Annotated in this window: 15 protein-coding genes and 1 pseudogene; 12 read left to right on the forward strand and 4 right to left on the reverse strand. The window is 60.6% G+C overall.

From position 1 onward, the window contains the following. Positions 1 to 70: 70 nt before the first annotated feature. A pseudogene (locus tag FHX03_RS02210) lies at positions 71 to 311 on the forward strand (transcriptional regulator); the annotation flags it as partial. A 7-nt stretch (positions 312 to 318) separates the two neighbouring features. Here the strand turns inward: FHX03_RS02210 and FHX03_RS02215 are convergent. Then, positions 319 to 3,936 carry an autotransporter domain-containing protein gene (locus tag FHX03_RS02215; protein WP_183852408.1) on the reverse strand — a complete coding sequence of 1,206 codons (3,618 nt, stop codon included), beginning with the start codon at positions 3,934 to 3,936 and terminating at the stop codon, positions 319 to 321. Positions 3,937 to 4,010: 74 nt separating this feature from the next. Between FHX03_RS02215 and FHX03_RS02220 the strand changes: the two genes are divergently transcribed. The 6 genes from FHX03_RS02220 (at position 4,011) to FHX03_RS02245 (ending at position 9,381) form a co-directional block, all read left to right on the forward strand. Further along, a complete protein-coding gene (locus FHX03_RS02220; protein ID WP_183852410.1) occupies positions 4,011 to 4,988 on the forward strand; it encodes a MarR family transcriptional regulator in 978 nt (325 codons plus the stop codon). Positions 4,989 to 5,079: 91 nt separating this feature from the next. Then, a complete protein-coding gene (locus tag FHX03_RS02225) occupies positions 5,080 to 5,652 on the forward strand; it encodes a hypothetical protein (RefSeq protein ID WP_097624134.1) in 573 nt (190 codons plus the stop codon). A 52-nt stretch (positions 5,653 to 5,704) separates the two neighbouring features. After that, complete coding sequence (locus FHX03_RS02230) at positions 5,705 to 6,052, forward strand: hypothetical protein (RefSeq protein ID WP_097624133.1); 348 nt, start codon at positions 5,705 to 5,707, stop codon at positions 6,050 to 6,052. A gap of 9 nt (positions 6,053 to 6,061) precedes the next feature. Beyond that, positions 6,062 to 6,505 (forward strand): hypothetical protein, encoded by a 444-nt coding sequence (locus FHX03_RS02235; RefSeq protein ID WP_183777319.1) that lies wholly within the window; start codon positions 6,062 to 6,064, stop codon positions 6,503 to 6,505. A 220-nt stretch (positions 6,506 to 6,725) separates the two neighbouring features. Then, complete coding sequence (locus FHX03_RS02240) at positions 6,726 to 8,540, forward strand: methyl-accepting chemotaxis protein (RefSeq protein WP_183852412.1); 1,815 nt, start codon at positions 6,726 to 6,728, stop codon at positions 8,538 to 8,540. A gap of 151 nt (positions 8,541 to 8,691) precedes the next feature. Then, complete coding sequence (locus tag FHX03_RS02245) at positions 8,692 to 9,381, forward strand: HAD family hydrolase (RefSeq protein ID WP_097624130.1); 690 nt, start codon at positions 8,692 to 8,694, stop codon at positions 9,379 to 9,381. Between the two features lie 200 nt (positions 9,382 to 9,581). On the opposite strand, the gene FHX03_RS02250 is transcribed toward FHX03_RS02245, so the two are convergent. Together FHX03_RS02250 and FHX03_RS02255 are read right to left on the reverse strand one after the other, a co-directional pair. Further along, a complete protein-coding gene (locus tag FHX03_RS02250) occupies positions 9,582 to 9,857 on the reverse strand; it encodes a CopG family ribbon-helix-helix protein (protein ID WP_183852414.1) in 276 nt (91 codons plus the stop codon). Between the two features lie 92 nt (positions 9,858 to 9,949). Next, positions 9,950 to 10,594: a hypothetical protein gene (locus FHX03_RS02255; protein WP_179867057.1), complete on the reverse strand. Its 645-nt coding sequence runs from the start codon at positions 10,592 to 10,594 to the stop codon at positions 9,950 to 9,952. A 72-nt stretch (positions 10,595 to 10,666) separates the two neighbouring features. Here FHX03_RS02255 and FHX03_RS02260 point away from each other — a divergent pair, with 72 nt between their 5' ends. The 5 genes from FHX03_RS02260 to FHX03_RS02280 are packed head-to-tail and all read left to right on the forward strand — an operon-like array spanning position 10,667 to position 17,137. Then, a complete protein-coding gene (locus tag FHX03_RS02260; RefSeq protein ID WP_165503941.1) occupies positions 10,667 to 10,861 on the forward strand; it encodes a hypothetical protein in 195 nt (64 codons plus the stop codon). Beyond that, entirely contained in the window at positions 10,858 to 12,282 is a 1,425-nt protein-coding gene (gene thrC, locus FHX03_RS02265) for a threonine synthase (protein ID WP_097624126.1), read from the forward strand. The genes FHX03_RS02260 and thrC overlap by 4 nt, the downstream gene beginning before the upstream one ends. Before the next feature lie 3 nt (positions 12,283 to 12,285). Beyond that, positions 12,286 to 13,584, forward strand: a complete 1,299-nt coding sequence (locus FHX03_RS02270; RefSeq protein ID WP_097624125.1) for a M16 family metallopeptidase — start codon at positions 12,286 to 12,288, stop codon at positions 13,582 to 13,584. 29 nt (positions 13,585 to 13,613) lie between these two features. Further along, positions 13,614 to 14,228: a GNAT family N-acetyltransferase gene (locus tag FHX03_RS02275; protein WP_003588059.1), complete on the forward strand. Its 615-nt coding sequence runs from the start codon at positions 13,614 to 13,616 to the stop codon at positions 14,226 to 14,228. Continuing rightward, positions 14,225 to 17,137 carry a sensor domain-containing phosphodiesterase gene (locus FHX03_RS02280; RefSeq protein ID WP_064837171.1) on the forward strand — a complete coding sequence of 971 codons (2,913 nt, stop codon included), beginning with the start codon at positions 14,225 to 14,227 and terminating at the stop codon, positions 17,135 to 17,137. Before FHX03_RS02275 ends, FHX03_RS02280 begins: the two co-directional genes overlap by 4 nt. 225 nt (positions 17,138 to 17,362) lie before the next feature. Here the strand turns inward: FHX03_RS02280 and FHX03_RS02285 are convergent, their stop codons facing one another. Beyond that, positions 17,363 to 21,199 carry a hypothetical protein gene (locus tag FHX03_RS02285; protein ID WP_183852416.1) on the reverse strand — a complete coding sequence of 1,279 codons (3,837 nt, stop codon included), beginning with the start codon at positions 21,197 to 21,199 and terminating at the stop codon, positions 17,363 to 17,365. Positions 21,200 to 21,319: the final 120 nt, after the last annotated feature.

Below are 21,319 nucleotides of genomic sequence, written 5' to 3' on the forward strand. Positions count from 1 at the left end.
CTGCATGGTACGCCCCAGCCCCCGAGCCGGCAATGAGGATGGTGTCGCGCCAGCCCGGGATACTGGTTAAGGGCGAAGCGATCTCATCGGCATCGATGTCGGCGCCCTCCGGATCGGCGCGCCGCCCGCTCTGCCGTTCCTGCCTCGACTGGAGCGAAAGGCTCGCCCATCTTGCCGGCAGCCTCGGCAAGGCGCTGCTGTCAAGCTTCCTCGACAAGGGCTGGGCGAGGCGCACCGCCGAAAGCCGCTCGATCATCTTCTCGCTCGAAGGCTCCCGGCAGTTCGTGAAACTGTTTCCGTCACAGGCGTAGCTTTCCGTTAGAATCTGACGTCCAATCGAGCGTTGGCGCTATGGCGGTTCTGGCCATCGCCGAATTCTCCCCGGTACGATACGGATGCGGCCGCGGCCGCGGTCAACTGCAATGCCACCGATCCACCGGCAACGACGCTGTTTTCGGCATTGCGCAACCCTTTCACGACGAAACTCCCGCCATTTTCGAATGTCAGCGCGGAGAGCGCCGTGTCCTGATCGGCTATCCGTCTCCAGGCGACATCGAAACCGGTTACGACGTTCTTGCCGGCGACCGAAGCCTGCCGTTCCGCACGCAGTCCGACCGTCGTTGCAAACTGGTCTTCGCGCGCGCTTTCTCCGGAAAGGGAAGAAGCGCCGCCATCTTCGTGGAAGCTGTCGCGCTGAGCGATTGCATAATCCAGTCTGCCGAATGGGGTGATAACAAGGTCACGGGAAAGGCCGAAGTCGAATGAGGCCTCGGAAAAGAATTGGGCGGTGCTGCCGCGATAGCTTGCCGTCTGGCTGTCGGAAAAACCGTCAAAGGCGATGTCTCGGCGCGTTTCGATGTCGTACCAGCTGTTCGACGCCCCGAATTTGACCTGCAAGCCGCCGAATCTCTGGCCGGCATAGAGGCCCAAATGCACACTGTCGATATTGGCCGTGGAGCCGAGATCGGGGATCTCGAAAGAGGATTGTCCGACGCCTGCGAAAACGCCGGCCGCACGATCGTCGATCAGCCAGTCGACCCCGTAAAGAACGCCGCCGCGCGCAGTCCTGGCGCTGGAGGCGTTTCCGTCACCCTTCAGCCAGGAGATATTGCCATAGGCGCTCGTCCATACCTTGGCGCCAGTCTCGAAAGCCTCGTCCAGCCGGTCGTAAACCACATTGCGCACGTCATCGGCCTCGCTGAAAAGGCCATTTTGCAGCGAGGCGTGGATCTCGCCGGAGAGCTGGTCGAACGCGTCCCTCGCTTCTGCCCTGTCGCTGTAAAGGATCGCGTTATAGAGCGCGAGACTGCTGGAGCCGCTTGTCTGGTCAAGGAAGTCGAGGCCATAAGCCGACTGTTGCTGATTATACGTAAGAGCGGCACTCGGAAACAGAGAGCCGGGGCTGAGCACAGTCCGCAAGGTCAAGGTTACGTCGGTAGCGGAATAGCTGAGGAAAGACTTCAGGAAGGCAGAATCAATCTCCAGATCGCCGAACGTGCCGGAGACGGTCCCGGCCGAGACGATCGTGTAGGACTGGCCGTTGACGTAGCTGACGGCCGGATCCCACAGGATCGTCTGAACCTTGGCGCCGTTCAGGAAGGCGGTGCCGGTGACATCGACCCTGTCGCTGAGCCCGGTGCTGCCGATCTCGACTTCGAACACGCTGCTTGGATCGAAGTTCAGATCTCCGGTGACCGTCAGGGTTCCGATCGAATTTCCGGGAGCAAGGATGCTGCTCGCTGCAAGCGAAGTCATGCCGACGCTGCCGGTTCCCTGAAGTCTTGCGCCTGACCCAATGTTGACGGCGCCAGCCAGGCTGCCGTTGACGGAGAGCGTACCATCCAGCACATCCGTGTCGCCGCTATAGTTGCTATTGCCCGTCAGATGAAACAAGCCGGCGCCGGTCTTGACGAGGCTGCCGCCTCCAGTAATCGACCCGGCGAAAATGGTGGAACTGTCATCGCCGCCGACATTCAGCGTCGCTGCATTGGAAAGCGTGACATCCCCTCCCGACGAGCCGCCGCCGGCGAGCGATCCGATGGTTTCGGAGGTGGCGACGTCGAGCCCGGCGCCGGCGAGATCGGCAATGGTCACGCGGGCGCCGTCAGCCAACGCGTTGCCGTTCTGGAGGGATAGCCGCCCCTGCTCGATGTCCGTATCCCCCGACCGCGTATTGTTGCCCGAAAGGGTCAGCGTGCCCGCGCCGGTCTTTGTCAGCCCTCCAGTGCCTGATACGTTTCCGGCAAAGGTTACCGCATTGCCGCTCGTATTCACGGTGCCGCCGGCGCCGCCGATGACCACAGCCCGGGAGGCCGGAGACGCAACGGTGCCGAATGTCTGCAGCGTCGCGCCATCGAGGGTCAGCGTATTGGTGGCGCTTCCATCGCCGAGAGATGCGGATGAGGACACGAAGAGGGTTCCTCCCAGCGCATTCATCGCGCCGGAAAAGCTGTTGGGTCCAAAAAGCCCTAAAGTTCCGGCGCCCGATTTTGTCACGGACCCGCTGCCGGATATGACGCCGCTGAACGATCCGCTCGCATCGGAACCGCCAATCGAAAGGCTGGCGCCGCCGATCAGAACCTCGCCGCCGCCGGAAAGGCTCGCAATAGCCTGGTTGAATCCGCCCATATCCAATTGGGTGACGTTATCCATGAAAAGGCCGGACGATGCGGAAAGCGCGTTCGCCGACATCAATTGCAATGTGCCTGCCGAGATGGTCGTTGCACCGGTATAGGACTGACGGCTGCTGAGCGTGAAGGTGCCGGTGCCGGCTTTGGTCAGACCGCCAGCGCCCGATATTTCGCCGTCGAAGGTGGTGGAACTGTCGCCGGCCCCGACCGACAGAACGGCGTTGCTGGCGACGTCGATGGTGCCGCTGCCCGTCAACGCGTCCACGGCTTCGCTCGTATTGATTCTTAGCGCCCCATCGAGGCTGATGTCGGCCGAGCCTCCGAAGACTTTGCCGCCATCGGCGGTCAGTGTCGCGCCGGACAGGACGTCGATCGACAGGGCCCCCTGCGAGACGCCCGACCACAGGAAATCCCCGGAAATCGTCAAGCCGCGGGCGGCGATGATGCCGCCGGAATAATTTCCGGATCCGATTGCCAGCGTTTCCGTCGTGCCGATCATGCCCGCGCCGTACAGGTTGTTGAGCGAGGCGTCGTACGTTCTTAGATCCAGGGTCGAGCCTGACGACAATCGAAGCGAATCGAGCGTCGAAAGATTTGCGGCGGTGGCAGCATCCAGAATGCTCATGGACCGATTGGCCGAGAGTGCGACTTCGCCGACACCCACGAACCTGCCTTGCCAGCTTCCGCTCCGACTGAAGGTCACACGGTTTGCGCCGTCGATCGTTCCATCGAAGGAGAAGTCTCGGATCTCGAGATCCGTATCGCTGAGGTGAATCGTGCCGCTGCCGGCAAGGGAGGCTATCCAATCGCTGTGCGCTCCGAAGTCGATGGTGGCACCCGACGCGACGGTTGTTGTGGTGGCGCGGAGCAGTGCCCCTTGACCGTCGCCCGGGACCAGCAGCGTGCCGGAATCGACATAAACGTCCTGGCTTCCGCCCGAGAAGAAGTTATCCGCAAGCGTGACTGTGCCGGTGTCGCCGGCGCCGCCGAAATGAAGTTCCGCGCCCGTGCCGGCCCGATAAAGTCTGAGATTCAGATCGCTGCCGGAGATGGCGGAGAAACGCACAACGGCACCGTCCATAATATCCATTTCCGGGGCCAGGTTGACGGTTCCGGCCCCCACGGATCTGATCCATCCATCCGTCGACATGTCGACCTGATCGGTTCCCAACTCGCCGCCGTTGCTGATCTCGACATAGGAACTGAGAGAGGAGTCGCCGCGAGCGGTAACGGCCGAGAGAACAAGGGTGATAAAGGCTGAACCGGCAACGGCGAAATGAATGGAAAAACGGCACTGTGCTTTCATCAGAATCAGCTTTACTAAAAAATTGATCGCGGAGGCTGTATAAAATGCTGCCCGCACTCCGGGGAGTCCAAACTTTGCATCGATCATCTGAGCCGGCGGTAGAAAACCTGAGCGAAACGCGCCTTTATCCCGGGGTGAAAGATTTCGCTTCGGACAGTCTGTGGGTCGAAGCGGCCGGCTTGATACGGCATCCTTCCTATGGCAGCGCGCTTCTCGCCTATTGCGACGCGATGACTGCGCGCGTGCCAAAACTGCTGCCGGCGAACAAACTCTTTGCCCAGAAGCAGCGCTACCTCGTCTCCTTCATTCTGATCTGCCTTCATGTTCAGTGGCTTCAGTCGCGTGGCCCGGCGCCTTCGCTTGCGCTTCTTCAACGATCGGCACCCGGCAGCCCGCGCCAGATTGCCGCTTTAATCAGCGGGCTGCGCGACCGTGGTCTCGTCACGGCAAAATCGCTCGAGACGGATCGGCGAACACAAGTCCTGAAGCCTAGCCTGGAATTGATGCGGGAGATTGCCCAATCACCGCTCGCCATTCTGAGCTCATCGGAATTATTCGCACCTCTCCTGCCGATCCGGCCGGATGATCTGGCGACGGACGAGACCCTGCTGGCGCATTGGTTGGCGCTTTCGGCGGAGCGCTACGCGGTGAAGGATGACCTGTTCGGCCCATTTCCTCTAATCGTCCGCCACAGCGAAAGAGACGCCGGCCACCTTGTGTTTTGCGCCGTCATGGCCGAAGCCCTGCGCCAGCGTCAAGGCAAGGCAATCGCCGGAAGCCTGACCTATCGGGCTCTTGCCCAGCGCTTCGACGTCTCTCGCCAGCACATCAGCAATATCCTCGACGAGGCGGCCGAGAAAGGCTGGTATTGCATCTCTCCGGGCGGCGAACTGGCGCTGATGCCCGACGATACGCTCCTTCAGGTTGAGACCTGGGTAGCCGGGCAGATGGCGCATTATCGCCGCCTTGTCTTGGCGATCGCCGGCAAATCGGCCGGGGTTGCCGCGGACGCCGGCGACATCGACCAAAAGTCCGACGTCTTATCCGACTGAATACCTAGATCCGGAACAGCCGGGCAGAACCTTCGTTTGGAAATCAGCTGCCCGCTGCGGCAGTCAGTCACAAACAAACGGAGGATACATCATGATGAAACTAACACATCTCGCCTTGGCAGCGGCATTTCTGGCCGGCACGGCCGTTTCCGGCTTCGCGCAATCGTCAAGCACGGTCGGCACCGGCGGTTCGTCGGCTGGCGGCGGAACTGCGAGCAGCACCGTCGGTACTGGTGGCAGCTCTGCCGGGGGCACCTGCCCTGCCGGCGCGACCAATTGCAATTCCGGCTCGTCCTCGACGATCGGCACCGGCGGCTCGTCGGCCGGTGGCGGCACCTCGAGCAGCACCGTCGGCACCGGCGGCTCTGCCGCGGGTTCAGGCTCCGGCTCGGGTTCTGCTTCGACGCTCGGCACAGGCGGTTCATCGGCCGGCGGCGGCACCTCGAGCAGCTCAGTCGGCACCGGCGGTTCTGCCGCGGGCTCGGGCGATGCGAACTCGGCCTCGAGTGTCGGAACCGGCGCCTCGTCTGCGGACGGCGACAAGACGGGCAGCACCGTCGGAACCGGCGGCAGTGCGGCTGGAACGTCGCATGACGACAAGGGCAAGAAGGGCTGCGCGCCCGGCCAGGTCAAGAAGGATGCCGCCGGCACCAAGGGCTGCTGACGCTATCGGCCGGCGCCTTTGCGGCGTCGGCCAAACCCTTGGAGATAAGACAATGACCCAGCTTTCCACAATCGCACTCAGCGCTTGCCTGGTCTTCGTCGCCGGGCAGACGATGTCGGAGGAGATCAAGCTCGACGACGGAACGACATGCACAATCGTCCAGTCACAGGCCGGAGATATGTCCACCACCGTGACGGCCGGCAACGGGCACGTGTCTTCGTCGACCACAACAGGCAGCGGTTCGGCCGGCTCCTCCTCTTCGTCGTCCGCCTCCGCCGGCTCGTCGGCGGGATCCGGGAGCGTCGACAGCTTTTCCACGGCAAGCATCACAAGGCCCGACGGCACCGTCATCACCAAACGTTCCGACGGCACCTGCTCAATGACGAAACCGACGAAATAGGAGAGGACAATGAAACATATCAACCTTATCGCAGCCGCCTCGATCGCGCTTCTCGCGTCGAGTTCGGTGGTTCTTGCGGAGGATTGCAATGCGGCCGGAACGGTCGGCACTGGCGGAAGCGCTTCGGCCGGCGGCACCTCGGCGAGCTCTGTGGGAACCGCAGGCACGTGCCGGACCGACGGTGGCACCACTTCCTCGATCGGATCGGGGGGAAGTGCAGCCACCATCGATGGCAAGGCGCAAAGCAAGACCCATGTCAACGATAATGGCGACAAGCTCAAGGCACAAACCAAGGCCCAGGCCGTCGACAAGGGGACGTTCAGCAAGTCCCGCACGAAGACCAGCACCGACGGCAGCTCGCTGGAAAGCACGACCCGCACCATGTCGCATGTTCCCGGCGAGAAGCCAGTCAAGAATACCACCAATCAGAAGATCATCCTGCCGGAACAGTAGGTTAGATGGGCTCGCCTCGCACAAACAAGGGCGAGCCCCTGGCCTTGGCGCAATGGCCTCCGGTGCTTAAGGCTCGGCCTTCTTCGAGCGCATTCAACTGCTCATCGCACGAGACAAACACTACAACCTGTTGTTTTTACGCGGATTCGCGAGGTCTCGCTGAGAAATCATTAAGCATGTTCCGATAATCTCAGGTTCTACATTAACGTGAGAACCCGACATGGCGTCGATCCAGCATAAGATCATCATTGCAAGCATCGCGATTTTCGCCTTGGCGGGCGGCGCCACAGGGGTCGGCATCTGGTCTGCCTCCACCCTTTCGGCCAACAGCGCCGATGTCGCCCAGTCGGCGCAAATTCTGCGCAACCACATGCAGGCCGATATGATGCATGACGCACTGCGCGCCGACGTGCTCGCCTCCCTGCTCGCATCCAACCCGGCAGCCGGCATACACGCCGCCGCGGTGAAGGCGGATCTGGCGGAGCACGAGACATCGTTCCGCGAGATGATCGACGCCAACAAGGCTCTTGTCTCCGACGCAAAAACGAAAGCGGTCCTTGCCGACATCGAACGTCCCCTGCTCGTCTATGTGGAAAGCGCCACGAAGATGGTCGATCTTGCGGGCAAGGATCCGGCGGCGGCGTTGAAGGCGCTGCCGGAATTCATGCAGCAGTTCTCGACATTGGAAACGGCCATGGAACAGGCCGGCGATCAGATCACCGCCGTATCGGATGATATTTCCGAGCGTAGCGCCGACATCAAAGCCTCTGTCGATATCACCCTCAAAGCCCTTCTGGCTTCGGCCGCGCTGTTCGCCTTCGGCCTCTATTTCCTGACCCGCAAGACCGTCACCAAGCCGATCCTTTCGCTTTCCAACGATATGCAAAGGCTCGCCGGCGGTGACACGGCCATTGCCTGCACCGGGATCGGCCGCACTGACGAAATCGGCACGATGGCATCGGCTGTCGAAATTTTCCGTCAGGCGGCGATCGCCAACAAGCAGCTCGAGCAGGACTCCGAAACCGCCCGCTTGCAGGGCGAAACCGAGCGGGTCACGGCCCGCAAGCAGGCGGACGAGGATGCGGCCGAACGGCTGCGGGCGGCAACATCCGGTCTTGCCGCAGGCCTGAAGCGGCTTGCCTCCGGCGATCTCGCCTTCCAGATCGAAGAGCCCTTTGCCCCCGACTTCGAGAGCCTCCGGCATGATTTCAACATGTCGATCCGCCAGCTCGATCAGACGCTCGGCGCCATCGCAACGGCCATTGCCGCGATCGACGAAGGCACAAGGGAAATTGCATCCGGGGCCGGCGATCTGTCGAAACGCACCGAACAGCAGGCGGCCTCTCTCGAACAAACCGCCGCAGCGCTCGATCAGATCACCGCCAATGTCTCGAACTCCAGCAAGCGCACCGACGAGGCGCGCACCGAAGCGACGGACGCCAATCGCAACGCCGCCAAATCGGCGGAGGTCGTGTCGCATGCCGAAGAGGCCATGCGCCGCATCGAGGCCTCGTCGCAGCAGATCTCCAGCATCATCGGCGTGATCGACGAAATCGCCTTCCAGACCAACCTGCTGGCACTGAACGCCGGCGTCGAAGCGGCGCGCGCGGGAGAGGCCGGCAAGGGCTTTGCGGTGGTGGCCCAGGAAGTCCGCGAACTCGCCCAGCGCTCGGCGCAGGCGGCAAAGGAAATCAAGGGCCACATCCAGAAATCCTCGGTGGAAGTGGAAAGCGGCGTCAAGCTGGTTCTCGACACCAGCCAGGTGCTGAGCGCCATCAGCGAGCAGATCGCCCGCATCAACCAGCACATGGATGCCATTGCCGTATCGGCAAGAGAGCAGTCGACCGGCCTTGCCGAAGTCAATACCGCCGTCAACTCGATGGATCAGGTGACCCAGCAGAATGCGGCCATGGTCGAGCAATCGACCGCCGCATCCGGTCATCTGGCCGAGGAAGCCGCCAAGCTGCGCGAACTCGTTTCCCGCTTCAAGCTGCGCGCGACGGCGCCGGCGCAATTCGCACGACGGGCAGCTTGACGGCTTCACGGAAGCGATCCGGCAGCGACCGCGGAGCCGGTCGCTTGCCGCATCGCAGCCATGCTTGAGATCAGGTTGAGCTTTCGGCGGGCATCGTGTAAAGCCGCTGCATCCCCGGACAAGACCCAGATTTCCAGCAAGGCGTGAACATATGAACGGCTTCGATCTCATTATCTTCGATTGCGACGGTGTGCTCGTCGATTCCGAAATCATCGCCGCGGAAGTCGAATCCGCGCTTCTGACGGAGGCCGGATATCCGATCGGCGTCGAGGAAATGGGCGAACGCTTCGCCGGCATGACATGGCGCAATATCCTGCTGCAGATCGAGCGCGAAGCGAGCATCCCGTTTTCTGCCTCGCTGCTCGAGAAGTCCGAGCAACTGCTCGACGCCAGGCTGGCGAATGACGTCAAGGCCATTCCAGGCGTCGAATTCGCCGTCTCCAGGCTCTCGATGAAGCGCTGCATCTGCTCGAATTCGAGCACGAAGCGGCTCGACATGATGCTCGGCAAGGTGGGGCTGAAGCCGCTGTTTGCCCCCAATATCTTTTCCGCCAAGGATCTCGGGCCCGACCGGGCCAAGCCGAAGCCCGACATCTTCCTGCACGGCGCAAGTCAGATGGGTGTCTCGCCCGACAAGGTGGTCGTCGTCGAGGATTCCGTGCACGGCGTCCATGCGGCGCGCGCCGCCGGCATGCGCGTCATCGGCTTCACCGGCGCCTCGCACAGCTATCCCGCCCATGCCGACAAGCTGACCGATGCCGGCGCCGAAACGGCGATCTCCCGCATGAACGACCTGCCTGGTGTCGTCGCCGCGCTGGCGGCCTGGGAAGGCGTTCTCTGATCTGAGACAAGCAACGGCGCTCCGTCAGAAGCGGGAGCCGGCCGCCTTTTTCCGTCATTTTGGGGAAGGACGACAACGGTGCCTTCTGTCTTTCAAGACGGTCGATAAGATTTCTGGCGGCTGCAGGATGATTTCTGCCAATTCGGCAATTCTGGTCAGAAACAAGCGTTCGGCATTTTTGGAGAGACGGGCAGCCGGCATCAGCCAAACCGACGATGTCGAACTTCCGAAGCGTCAACGATCATCCGAGCCTTTTCAAGCACGTCGTCGAGATCGACGCTTTCCCCGCGGTCAAGTTCATCGAAGCCATGGGCATCCTGCAGCATCTCGGCGCCCTCATTCGCCAGACAGTGGTCGGGGGCTTTCAACATCACCCAGGTCCGATCTCGATCGAGAACCTGGGCGATGCGATCGAATGCTTCGACCGTCGACGTTGGCAACCTGAGATAGATCTGCGATTTTTCCTTGGACAACATGACTTCGGTCCTCGCAGGGGGGGCGCATCTTCCCGAACGTGCTGCCGCATGCTTTTCCGATGAACCAGGAAGACCGAACTCACCGGGCGGCTTTAGCTGTTCTTCTTGGTCTTTGCCGGCTGGGTATCGAAGCCGATGTTGACGCGCACCAGGGCGCCGGCGCCGACGGGCATTTTGATGCCGTCCTTGCGGAAGATCACCTGGGTGCCCGGCGCGCCCGCCGGGATCTCGGTCGGGAATTTGGTGACTTCGGAATAGAGCACGGTCTCGCCGTCGAGGATGGTGACGCGGATCGGCAGGGTCACCGGGCCGGGAGCGCCGGCCGGGCCGGTGATGAGGCGCAACTGGGCAACGATGGTCATCGTCAGGTTCGCCTCGTTCAGCGTGCACTGGCGGGTGTAATCGCCGAAGGACGCCTGGAAGACGATCTGCTGCGCATCGTCCTTCTTGCCCTTGGCATAGGTGCGGAAGATCGCATCCTGGTCGCGCATGAAGATCTGCGGGCAGGCGCCCTGGACGACGGGGGCGACGGCGCCCTGCGCGGTCTTTGCGGTGCCGATCGAAGGATTGTTCGAGGTCGGATTGGCCGGCGCCAGCGGCATGATCTGGGCGGTGCCGTTCGACTGCGCCGGCGCCGCCGACTTGCTGTCGCCGCCGATGCCCAGCGTATCGCAGCCGGCGAGCAAGGCAAGAATGGAAGCGGAGACGATGAGACGCGAGACCTTGCCGAGCACTATGTTCCACCCTTTGCACAAGCGTTTCTTGGAGGCCCCATGTCTTTTGCGCGGGGCCTTTCATGACGGTTTGCGATGGTCTATATCAGCGGCGCAAACAAAAATCGATTGGGTACGCGCCGTTTTGATGCACTTTTCGCCCCCGGATGCGGGCAACTTCAACAAGATAACGGCGATGGTATGGCCGCAAGCGCAGCGCTGGCCGGTTTCCGGCTGCGCGAGCCACGGCCCGGCCCGGCCGAACTTCCTCCAGCGATAGATCAAGGATGATGAACGTGGACTATATCTCGACCCGCGGCGAGGCCCCTGCCCTCGGCTTTTGCGACGCCCTGCTGACGGGGCTGGCGCGCGACGGCGGGCTCTATGTTCCCCGGGAATGGCCGCAGTTTTCGAAGAAAGAAATCCGGGCGCTGCGCGGCAAGAGCTATCAGGAAATCGCCTTCACCATCCTTTCGCCCTTCACCAATGGCGAGATCCCCGCGGCGACTTTCCGAGCGATGATCGACGAGGCCTACGGCACCTTCCGCCATCCGGCGATCGCGCCGCTCGTGCAGACCGGGCCGAACAGTTTTGTCATGGAGCTGTTCCATGGCACGACGCTCGCCTTCAAGGATGTGGCGATGCAGCTCCTGGCCCGGCTGATGGATTACGCGCTGGAGAAGCGCGGCAAACGGGCGACGATCGTCGGCGCCACTTCGGGCGATACCGGCGGGGCGGCGATCGACGCATTCGCGGGGCGCGAGCGTACCGACATCTTCATTCTCTTCCCGCATGGCAAGGTCTCGCCGGTGCAGCAGCGGCAGATGACGACATCGACGGCCGCCAATGTGCATGCGCTTGCCGTCGAGGGCAATTTCGACGATTGTCAGAACCTCGTCAAAGCGATGTTCAACGACGCGGCGTTCCGCGACAAGGTCGGCCTCTCCGGCGTCAACTCGATCAACTGGGCGCGCATCATGGCCCAGATCGTCTATTATTTCACGACCGCCGTGGCGCTCGGCGGGCCGGACCGGAAGATCTCGTTCACGGTGCCGACCGGCAATTTCGGCGATATCTTTGCCGGCTACGGCGCCAAGCGCATGGGCCTGCCGATCGACCGGCTGGTGATCGCCACCAATGAGAACGACATCCTGGAGCGTACGCTGAAGACCGGCCGCTACGACATGAAGGCAGTCAAGGCGACCAGCTCGCCTTCGATGGACATCCAGATCTCGTCGAATTTCGAACGGCTGCTGTTCGAAGCCTATGGGCGCGACGCCTCGAAGGTGCGCGCGGCCATGGAAAGCCTCAAACAATCCAATGGCTTCGAGATCGGCGAGCAAGCGCTGAAGGCGATCCGCCGCGACTTCCGGGCCGGTCGCGCCAGCGAAAAACAGGTGGCTGAGACGATCCGCACGACATATGCCGAGACCGGTTATCTGCTCGATCCGCATTCGGCGATCGGCGTCTTCGTCGCCAGGAAGAAGGAAAAGCCGAATACGCCGATGGTGACGCTTTCGACCGCGCATCCGGCGAAATTCCCGGCCGCCGTAAAATCGGCCTGCGGTATTGACCCGGCGCTTCCGACGTGGCTTGCTGATCTGATGCACAGGGAGGAGCGCTTCCAGATCATCGAACCGGAGCTGAAAGCCGTAGAGACCTTTATCGGCAAACACGCCCGCGGCAAGACGACGGCAGGCGCAGAAAGATAGCCAATGACAGTTGAGTGCACCCGGCTGAAATCCGGGCTGACAGTAGTCACAGAAACCATGCCGCACCTTGAAAGCGTTGCGCTCGGAGTCTGGATCAAATCGGGATCGCGTAACGAGACGGCAGACGAGCACGGCATCGCCCATCTGCTTGAACACATGGCCTTCAAGGGAACGGGACGCCGCAGCGCCCGCCAGATCGCCGAGGAAATCGAGGACGTCGGCGGCGAAGTCAACGCCGCCACGTCGACCGAGACCACCTCCTACTACGCCCGCGTGCTGAAAGACCACGTGCCGCTCGCCGTCGATATCCTCGCCGACATCCTGACGGAATCGGCCTTCGAGGAGGAGGAGCTGGAGCGCGAGAAGCAGGTGATCCTGCAGGAGATCAACGCCGCCAACGACACGCCCGACGACGTGGTGTTCGACCGGTTCTCCGAGGTCGCCTATCGCGACCAGACGCTCGGCCGAGCCATCCTCGGCACGCCGGAGACCGTCGTCTCCTTCACGCCGCAGCAGATCCGCGGCTATCTCGGCCGCAACTACACGACCGACCGCATGTTCGTCGTCGCCACCGGCGCCGTCGAGCATGACGAATTCCTGCGCATGGTCGAGGATCGTTTCGCCAGCCTGCCGAGCGAGCCTTCGGCGCCGCCGGTCATGGAAGCGGCGCGCTATATCGGCGGCAGCGTGCGCGAACCGCGCGATCTGATGGACGCGCAGATCCTGCTCGGCTTCGAGGGCAAGCCCTACCATGCCCGCGATTTCTACTGTTCGCAGATTCTCGCCAATATCCTCGGCGGCGGCATGTCCTCCAGGCTGTTCCAGGAAGTGCGCGAATTCCGCGGTCTCTGTTATTCGGTCTATGCCTTCCACTGGGGCTTTTCCGACACCGGCATCTTCGGCATTCATGCTGCGACCGGCGGCGAAAATCTGCCGGAGCTGGTGCCCGTCATCATCGACGAGCTGCACAAATCCGCCGATCAGATCCACCAAAAGGAAATCGAGCGCGCCCGCGCCCAGATCCGCGCCCAGTTGCTGATGGGCCAGGAAAGTCCGGCGTCGCGCGCCGGCCAGATCGCCAGGCAGATGATGCTTTACGGCCGGCCGATCTCCAATATGGAGATGATGGAACGGCTCGAGGGCATCACCATCGAGCGGCTGACCGATCTCGCCGGCCGGCTGTTCTACGACACGGTGCCGACGCTTTCGGCGATCGGTCCGCTGGAACAGCTCGCGCCGATGGAAGACATCACCGCGTCGCTTTCGGTCCCGGCACCGAAAACGATGCAGGCCGGCCGCTGAGCCGGCGTTCGTCCTGCCGGGAGTGATGGATGCCAAAATCGGTGTTTCGGTTTCTGTCGCGGCAGCCGGATGCGGTCGAGCTGGAAAACGACCGATATCTCTTGCGCCTGCCGCGCTACCAGGATTTCAACCAATGGCACCGGCTGCGCGCCGAAAGCCGCAAGTTCCTGGAGCCCTGGGAGCCGACTTGGCGGCGCGACGAGCTGACGGAGGGCGCCTACCGCGCCCGCGTCATCCGCGGCAAGCAGGAATATGCCTCGGGCCAGGCAATCCCGCTGTTCATTTTCCTCAAGGAAAACCACACCCTCGTCGGCGGCATCACCATCGGTTATATCAGGCGGGGCGCGGCACAAAGCTGCATGATCGGCTACTGGATGGGCGAGCGCCATGCCGGCCAGGGGCATATGTTCGCCGCCCTTCAAATGGTTATTCCTTATATCTTCACCGGGCTTGAGTTGCACCGTATCGAAGCAGCCTGTATTCCAGATAACGCGCGCAGCATCCGCCTGCTTGAAAAGGCCGGGTTTCAGCAGGAAGGTTATCTGCGCGGATACTTGAAGATCAACGGTCAGTGGCATGACCATGTGATGTTTTCACGTCTCGCCACCGATACGGATAAAGGCAGGAAAACCGACAGCCGATGACCAGAGACCGCATGCTGCCCAAGTCACCGTCCGGACGTTTGATCGCGGTGATCGCAGCCTTTTTGCTGGCGGTGTTCGCCCTTTCGGCGGGCGCGGCCCAGGCGGCCGAACCGGTGAAGATTTCCCGTGACGACACCGCGCTCGACCTGACCGCGACGACCGAAATCTACGTCAACCAGGGCGAGGCCTTCCAGGTTTCGACGGCGGCCGGCGCCGACGGTATCCGCCGCCGCATCGAGGTCAGGGCAAGCTCTGAAAATCACCAGGGCGACTGGGCGGTGTTCGCGCTCGCCAACGTCTCGGAGGAACAGCTGGAGCGGGTCATCGTCGCGCCGCATTTCCGGCTGGTCAATTCCAAGCTGTTCTGGCCGGATCTCGGCTCGCAGCGCATCAGCGCGATTACGCCCAGCGAAGGTTTCGCGCTCGACCGGCAGCCGAGCGACGAGGCCGACGTCTTCCGCATCACGCTGAACCCCGGCGCCGTCATCACCTTCGTCGCCGAACTGTCGACGCCGGAACTGCCGCAGATCTACCTTTGGGAACCGAACGCCTACAAGGACACGATCAACGCCTTCACGCTCTACCGCGGCATCGTGCTCGGCATTGCCGGCCTGCTGGCGGTGTTCCTGACCATCCTCTTCGTCGTCAAGGGCACCTCGATGCTGCCGGCGACTGCGGCTCTGGCCTGGGCGGTGCTCGGCTATATCTGCGTCGACTTCGGCTTTCTCGGCAAGCTGATCAGTGTGGCCTCGGCCGACCAGCGAATATGGCGCGCCTGCGCCGAGGTGGCGCTGGCCTCCAGTTTCGTCATCTTCCTGTTCACCTATTTGAACCTCAACCGCTGGCATGCGCATCTCGGCTACGCGACGCTCGCCTGGGTGCTCGGCCTTGCCCTGCTCTTCGGCGTCGCGATCTACGATCCGTCGATTGCCGCCGGCATCGCCCGGCTTTCCTTCGCGCTGACGGCGGCGACCGGGCTGCTGCTGATCGTCTATCTCGGCTTCAACCGCTACGACCGCGCCATCCTCTTGGTGCCCGCCTGGGCGCTGACGCTCGTCTGGCTGTTCGGCGCATGGCTGACGGTCACCGGACGGCTCGACAACGACATCATCCAGCCGGCCCTCGGCGGCGGCCTGGTGCTCATTGTGCTTCTGATCGGCTTCACCGTCATGCAGCACGCCTTTGCAGGCGGCGCCTTCCAGCAGGGGCTGTTTTCCGATCTCGAGCGGCAATCGCTGGCGCTGACCGGATCCGGCGACATGGTGTGGGATTGGGACGTGGCGCGCGACCGCGTCGTCACCATTCCCGATGTTTCGACCAAGCTCGGCCTGTCCCCGGGCACCATGCATGGGGCGGCGCGCAACTGGCTGCCGCGGCTGCACCCCGACGATCGCGACCGCTTCCGCGCCACGCTCGACGTGCTGCTCGAACACCGGCGCGGCCGGCTGAACCACGAGTTCCGCATCCGCGCCGAGGACGGGCATTTCCACTGGCTGCTGATCCGCGCCCGGCCGGTGCTCGGCTCGAACGGCGAGATCATCCGCTGCGTCGGCACGATCGTCGACGTCACCGAGCAGAAGAATTCCGTCGAGCGGCTGCTGCACGATGCGCTGCATGACAATCTCACCGGCCTGCCGAACCGGCAGGTGTTCCTCGATCGGCTGCAGGCGGTGCTGGCGCTGGCGCCGGGTGGCGATACGCTCAAGCCCACCGTGATGGTGATCGACATCGACCGCTACAAGCTGGTCAATGATGCACTCGGCGTCGCTGCCGGCGACAATATCCTGATTGCGCTGACCCGGCGCCTGCGCCGGCTGTTGAAGCCGCAGGACACGCTGGCGCGGCTCGCCGGCGACCAGTTCGGCCTGATCCTGGTGTCCGAGCACAATCCGGCCAAGGTCGCCGATTTCGCCGATGCGATCAGCAAGGCGATCATGGTGCCGATCAACTTCGCCAACCGCGAGATCATCCTGACCGCGTCGATCGGCCTGACCTCCTGGGTCGACCGGCAGGAGAGCGCCAGCGGCCTGCTCAGCGATGCCGAGCTTGCCATGTACCGGGCAAAACGGGCCGGCGGCAACCGGGTCGAGCCGTTCCAGCCGGCCTTCCGCGACTTCGGCACCGACCGGCTGCAGCTCGAAACGGATCTGCGCCGCGCCATTGAGCGCAAGGAATTGTCGATGGTCTACCAGCCGATCGCCCGGCTTGAAGATGTCGAGGTCGCCGGTTTCGAAGCGCTGATGCGCTGGGAACATCCCAAACGCGGCAATATTCCGCCATCCGAATTCATCCCGATCGCCGAGGCCTCCGATCTCATCGGCCCGCTCGGCATGTTCGCGCTGGAGCAAGCGACCAACGATCTGATGAGCTGGCAGAACCAGACCGGCGAATTGCCGATCTTCGTGTCGATCAACCTGTCGAGCGTGCAGTTGCTCAACAACGAGCTCTATGACGACGTGCGCTCGGTTCTCGCCAAGACCCATTGCCAGCCCGCCCGCCTCAAGCTCGAACTGACCGAGTCCATGGTGATGGAAAATCCGGAACAGGCCCGCCTCGTGCTGCAGAAGCTGAAGGAAGCCGGCATAGGCCTGGCGCTCGACGATTTCGGCACCGGCTATTCCTCGCTCGCCTATCTGACCCGCTTCCCCTTCGACATGATCAAGCTCGACAAGGCCCTGGTGCGCGACGGCAGCGACAAGAAGGCGACCGTGCTCCGCTCGGTCATCGCAATGGCGCGCGAACTTGAAATGAAGGTGGTGGCCGAAGGGATCGAATCCAACGAGGATGCGATCGAGCTCGCCAAGATGGGCTGCAACTACGGGCAAAGCTATCTGTTCGGCCCGCCGATCGCTTCGGAATCCGTGCTGCGACTGCTGCGGGAGCGGTTTCCGCTGACCAAGCGGGCGTGAGCGGAGCGCCCGGTTTCAGCGGTTACCGGTCTCGGCGGCAAAGGCCACCTTTGGCCACTAGACAAAGTGAGAGGCCCGGAGGGAGCGCCCACCATCGCTCGAAAACAGTAGAAACCGGGCTTTCGAGGATGGCAAGGTGAGAATGCCCCCTGTTGTGGCTATTGCATTGCACAAGATGTTCTTGCCTACAATAAGAACCAGCGCGCGGCGGGGCACGACCAAACGCTACTCGAACGTCTCGTTCCTCGTTCTCTCCTCTGCGTCTTCCTGCTCTCTCATTTCGTTTACGATTTTTAGCATGCGCGTCCGTTCATCATCTACAATTTGCGCATCTTCCCCGCTGACTAAAGAAGCCAGGTCACCAAGAATACCGAGCCGCTGCCGCAGCTTCTCCGCTCTCGAACCTGACCAGCTCATAGGCATAAGTCGCCTGATATATGCATTGAGTACCTGCCTTTTGTCGGGAGCGGCCTTGAACACTTCACTTGCGATTTCCGATAAGCCTCTATCGCTATTTTCCTCGCCGGGCTTCTTTGGAGCGTAAAGCACGCATGTCGCGGCGATGAAGAGATAGCGATCTTCCGGGGACACAGAGCACCACTCCAAAGCGGCCTCTAGAGGCACAGCCTCCATAGGTCGACTGCCGCGCTCGTTGTCATGGTCTGCGGCAAGCCGGGCTGCGGTCCGATAGCTACCATCTGGATCAGATTGATAGATCGCATTCAGCGCCAATATCGGTCTCAGCTTGAAAAAAGGCTGCAGTTGTCGGCCACGTCTGAAGGCGTATTTCCTGCGTTTGGATCGCTCCCATAATAGTAGGTTTTGTAAAATTTTATTATCGAGAGACTCGGAAGACGTGTTGTCCAAAGCGAAGGTGATCAATCGACCTAGATGATGATCCACCATGGTGTCATCGACCTTACATGTTGAAAGATCGACGCGAGCTAGGAAAGCTCCGATCCTGTAAGCGATGTCGACAGCGAAGTATTCGCCTCGCTCTTTGGTGGAATGAATTACCATTCCTAACAGATTGATCGCTATCGCACCTCCATCAGGAATTTCTGACAAGGAATTAGCAAGAGCCTCAATGACGTCAGGGGCTAAGATATCCGATGCGCGTCCCCAAGAAATATACCGGTATTGCCAAGATGGCGCGATACCAGCACGCAAAGCTTTGAATATTCGGTCCGCACCATCGCCCTCCAGGCCAACAACCCATTGCAATTCTGGGAACCACTTTCCCCAAATTGGGTCTAGCACTGCATTATCTAGGAAGGTTTCAACGGTCGCCGCATCAACCTCTTGCCAACCGCGCAAAAGCCCTCTGATCGTGTGCAAGCTTACGTCCGCAGGTTTCATCCCTGCTATAATCTCTTTGGCTTCTGAGAGCAGTTTATCTGGGTCGCTTAGCGTTGCTCCTAAACCGTTGCCAAAAGACACGCTTGCTTCATTAGAGCGGTCTGTGAGCAGTTCAGGCAAGAGTTCCGATATGAGCGTCCGCTCATTCGCCGCCAAACTTCCCAGCCGCTTTGCATTCTCAAGCATTTTATTGTGGCGATTAGAGTAGTCAGGCTCCTCACTGTCATCCAATAGATCTAATATACCGGCGTCGCGGGTCAGGACCGTACTGCGGATTTCCCCCAATAGATCATTGGGCGCTAGAAGCCGCTCCAAAGCGTTGAGGCGCTCTAACATGTCTGACGGAATGACTGATTTTCCCCAATGCAAAGTTTCGCGAACACCGATCCAACCATCGATCCAGCCACCTGAAGTAGCGAGCGCATGTGCGATCGCCTCTACCTCGCTGATCATTCCGGCATCTTCACACAGACCGCGTACAGCTCGCCCTAAGAGGTGGCGCACTGGACCGTTGATGTCTTCTGGCAATGCAATCTCAAGGGCAAGCTTTGAAAAGCCTCCATACCACCGCAGGACGTCATCTCGACTTTTCGGAGACCATCCATAGTCCCTCCGACGAGCACCGAAATCTACTTCGAATTGGCTGGAGAAATGGGCTGTCTCCAACGATTGCTTGAGCGCTTCTAATCCTAACCTTGCGAGCAACGGCTTGTTGCTGTGTATCAATGCACGGGTGGATGAAACACGCTCCTCCGGTGACGCATGTGTTCCGGATAAATGGCAACTGAAAAGAGAGACAACTGCCTCGTGAGATGAGCTGCTACGATCTCGAATGTCATCGCCTTCGACGAAAGCAATGAGAGCCTTCAATGCATCGGCAAACATCGCCGAGTCATAGGCTAGAGATTTTACCATCCGCACAAGATCGGATGCGATGTGTACATCTATCGTTGACGTATCGACGTGTTTTACCGACCTGCGGAGAGCAGATAAGCCGGAAATTGGGTCAACGGGCAACAAATTCTTTAGTATCTGCCGCCCGGTATAATCCAAGGTGTGAACGGGATCGAATTGGCCACCGGGCTTTAGAAACTCTGTGACTATCTGCTGAGCGGTGGAAGAGGTATGAAGATAACCGAGCCTACGCGAGCAGGATTTCGCAACCCTTTCAGATGCCTTGTTGATCAAGGTGTCGATTACAATGGAAGGCGGTATATTCTCGATTGCCCTTGCAGCCAATTTGTTTGCAATAGCGTGGGGTAACACTGCCCGCCACTTTCCTCGCTGCTGAACCAAGCCCCTGCGTTGCAATTCCGCGATGCCACGATAGAGCACCGTTGCAGACAGGCCGCTCGTCGATCCAAGAAGCGCTAGTTCGGAACCATCACTCGCGTCATCGCCATCAAATGAGTAGAGAAGGCTGGCCGCTTCGGCACATCGAAGAAGTTCGTCGCTCTCGGTTTGCTTCTGGTTAAAAAGTCGCCTGAATAGTGCATCATCGGTTAGCTGAGCCAGTTCATTGCTGCGTTCAGAGGCACTTGCCAAGGCGAACGCTACGCGCGCATTTCCGTCTGAAAAATCTGCAACTCTGTCAATGTCGCTATCAGACAACTGCGTGTACCGGCGTCCTAGCAACTCTTTAATTACTGCCTCTGAAGAGCCTTCTAGTCGGTAGCAGCTTGTCGCCTCAGGTAGATCATCTCGAATGTCGTATTCCACTGTTAGCAGGGAGATGCGTGACGAGGCCTGTTCTACCATTTCAGCCAAGCGCTTGTGCAGTTCTTGCCCACAGTTGTCGATGATGAGAAACGTCGGCACGCTACCGCCGGCTAACGTTTCTACCATTGTAGTTGGTTGCGGTTCCAAATGGTCTGATAGGTCGGCATATATCACTGCATCCAATGACAGTGCGGGTGTGGCGGTTGAAATACGGGGATCAAAAAGCGCTTGTACTAGTCGCGTTTTCCCAACACCAGAAAGACCAACCAGCCTTACCGTGCGACCAGACGTCAGATCCTGTCTAATGGCATCAATTGCCTCAAGCGCATTGCTGCCTTTGTCAGCATTAGGTGCGAAAACTTTGACCTTGTCGTCAATAAGGTACTCTGATTGGGGATCGCTTTCTCGGTAGGCCCATGCGCCATATGGCTGCCAGCCTTGAATAGGAGCAGCAACGATATCTTTCACCCAAACGCCAATTGAGGGGTACTGCTCCACCCAGTCTGCAAGGCGCCGCGCATCGAAAAAATCTAGTGCGCCTTTGCCATCCAAGCCCGCATCTTTCGCGCACTCTGCCATTTTAGACTTACGAGTAGCGAGCGAGCTGTCCGAGGCACTATCTTTAGTGGAGACGATTATGTACGCATGGTTGTCTCGTAGCAGATCGGCTATCGACGCACCAATAACGCCCGTTGGTGCCATTTCACCGTTTATCTTGGACGGCGGGAATTTTTCTGCCTTGACCTGATAGCCAACACAGCTTGTCGGTAGGTAGCTGCTGTTTGAGGCAAGTGCCGACGATGTGAAGCGCACGTCAATACCACCGTCTTTTGCCCTCTGATCTCCGCCCCAAGTTACGGAATTATTGGCTGCGCCCAGTTTTTCGGCCTCAGCACGGACAAGTCGCGCAACTAGTTCGCGGGCCTGTTCGTCATTGAGATGTTGTATTTCCTCTGAACTGACCAGAAACAAACGGTGGGGCATTGATCACCTAAAGCAAATGTCTGACGGTACGTTAGCTGATAGACCTACCATAGCTGGCGCTGTAGCGTCGCGCTGGTGAAGCTATCGTGCGTCCACACTTTTCCCGCAAGAAATAAGCTG

The sequence above is a fragment of the Rhizobium sp. BK456 genome (assembly GCF_014194045.1).
GTDB classification, from domain to species: domain Bacteria; phylum Pseudomonadota; class Alphaproteobacteria; order Rhizobiales; family Rhizobiaceae; genus Rhizobium; species Rhizobium redzepovicii.

Excerpts from the sequence above, each read along its gene's own strand:
- FHX03_RS02275 (WP_003588059.1), top strand. The coding sequence starts at position 13,614 with ATGCCAAAATCGGTGTTTCGGTTTCTGTCGCGGCAGCCGGATGCGGTC.
- FHX03_RS02285 (WP_183852416.1), bottom strand. The coding sequence starts at position 21,199 with ATGCCCCACCGTTTGTTTCTGGTCAGTTCAGAGGAAATACAACATCTC.
- thrC (WP_097624126.1), top strand. The coding sequence starts at position 10,858 with ATGATGAACGTGGACTATATCTCGACCCGCGGCGAGGCCCCTGCCCTC.
- FHX03_RS02270 (WP_097624125.1), top strand. The coding sequence starts at position 12,286 with ATGACAGTTGAGTGCACCCGGCTGAAATCCGGGCTGACAGTAGTCACA.
- FHX03_RS02225 (WP_097624134.1), top strand. The coding sequence starts at position 5,080 with ATGATGAAACTAACACATCTCGCCTTGGCAGCGGCATTTCTGGCCGGC.
- FHX03_RS02235 (WP_183777319.1), top strand. The coding sequence starts at position 6,062 with ATGAAACATATCAACCTTATCGCAGCCGCCTCGATCGCGCTTCTCGCG.
- FHX03_RS02260 (WP_165503941.1), top strand. The coding sequence starts at position 10,667 with ATGGTCTATATCAGCGGCGCAAACAAAAATCGATTGGGTACGCGCCGT.
- FHX03_RS02230 (WP_097624133.1), top strand. The coding sequence starts at position 5,705 with ATGACCCAGCTTTCCACAATCGCACTCAGCGCTTGCCTGGTCTTCGTC.
- FHX03_RS02280 (WP_064837171.1), top strand. The coding sequence starts at position 14,225 with ATGACCAGAGACCGCATGCTGCCCAAGTCACCGTCCGGACGTTTGATC.
- FHX03_RS02245 (WP_097624130.1), top strand. The coding sequence starts at position 8,692 with ATGAACGGCTTCGATCTCATTATCTTCGATTGCGACGGTGTGCTCGTC.
- FHX03_RS02240 (WP_183852412.1), top strand. The coding sequence starts at position 6,726 with ATGGCGTCGATCCAGCATAAGATCATCATTGCAAGCATCGCGATTTTC.
- FHX03_RS02250 (WP_183852414.1), bottom strand. The coding sequence starts at position 9,857 with ATGTTGTCCAAGGAAAAATCGCAGATCTATCTCAGGTTGCCAACGTCG.
- FHX03_RS02215 (WP_183852408.1), bottom strand. The coding sequence starts at position 3,936 with ATGAAAGCACAGTGCCGTTTTTCCATTCATTTCGCCGTTGCCGGTTCA.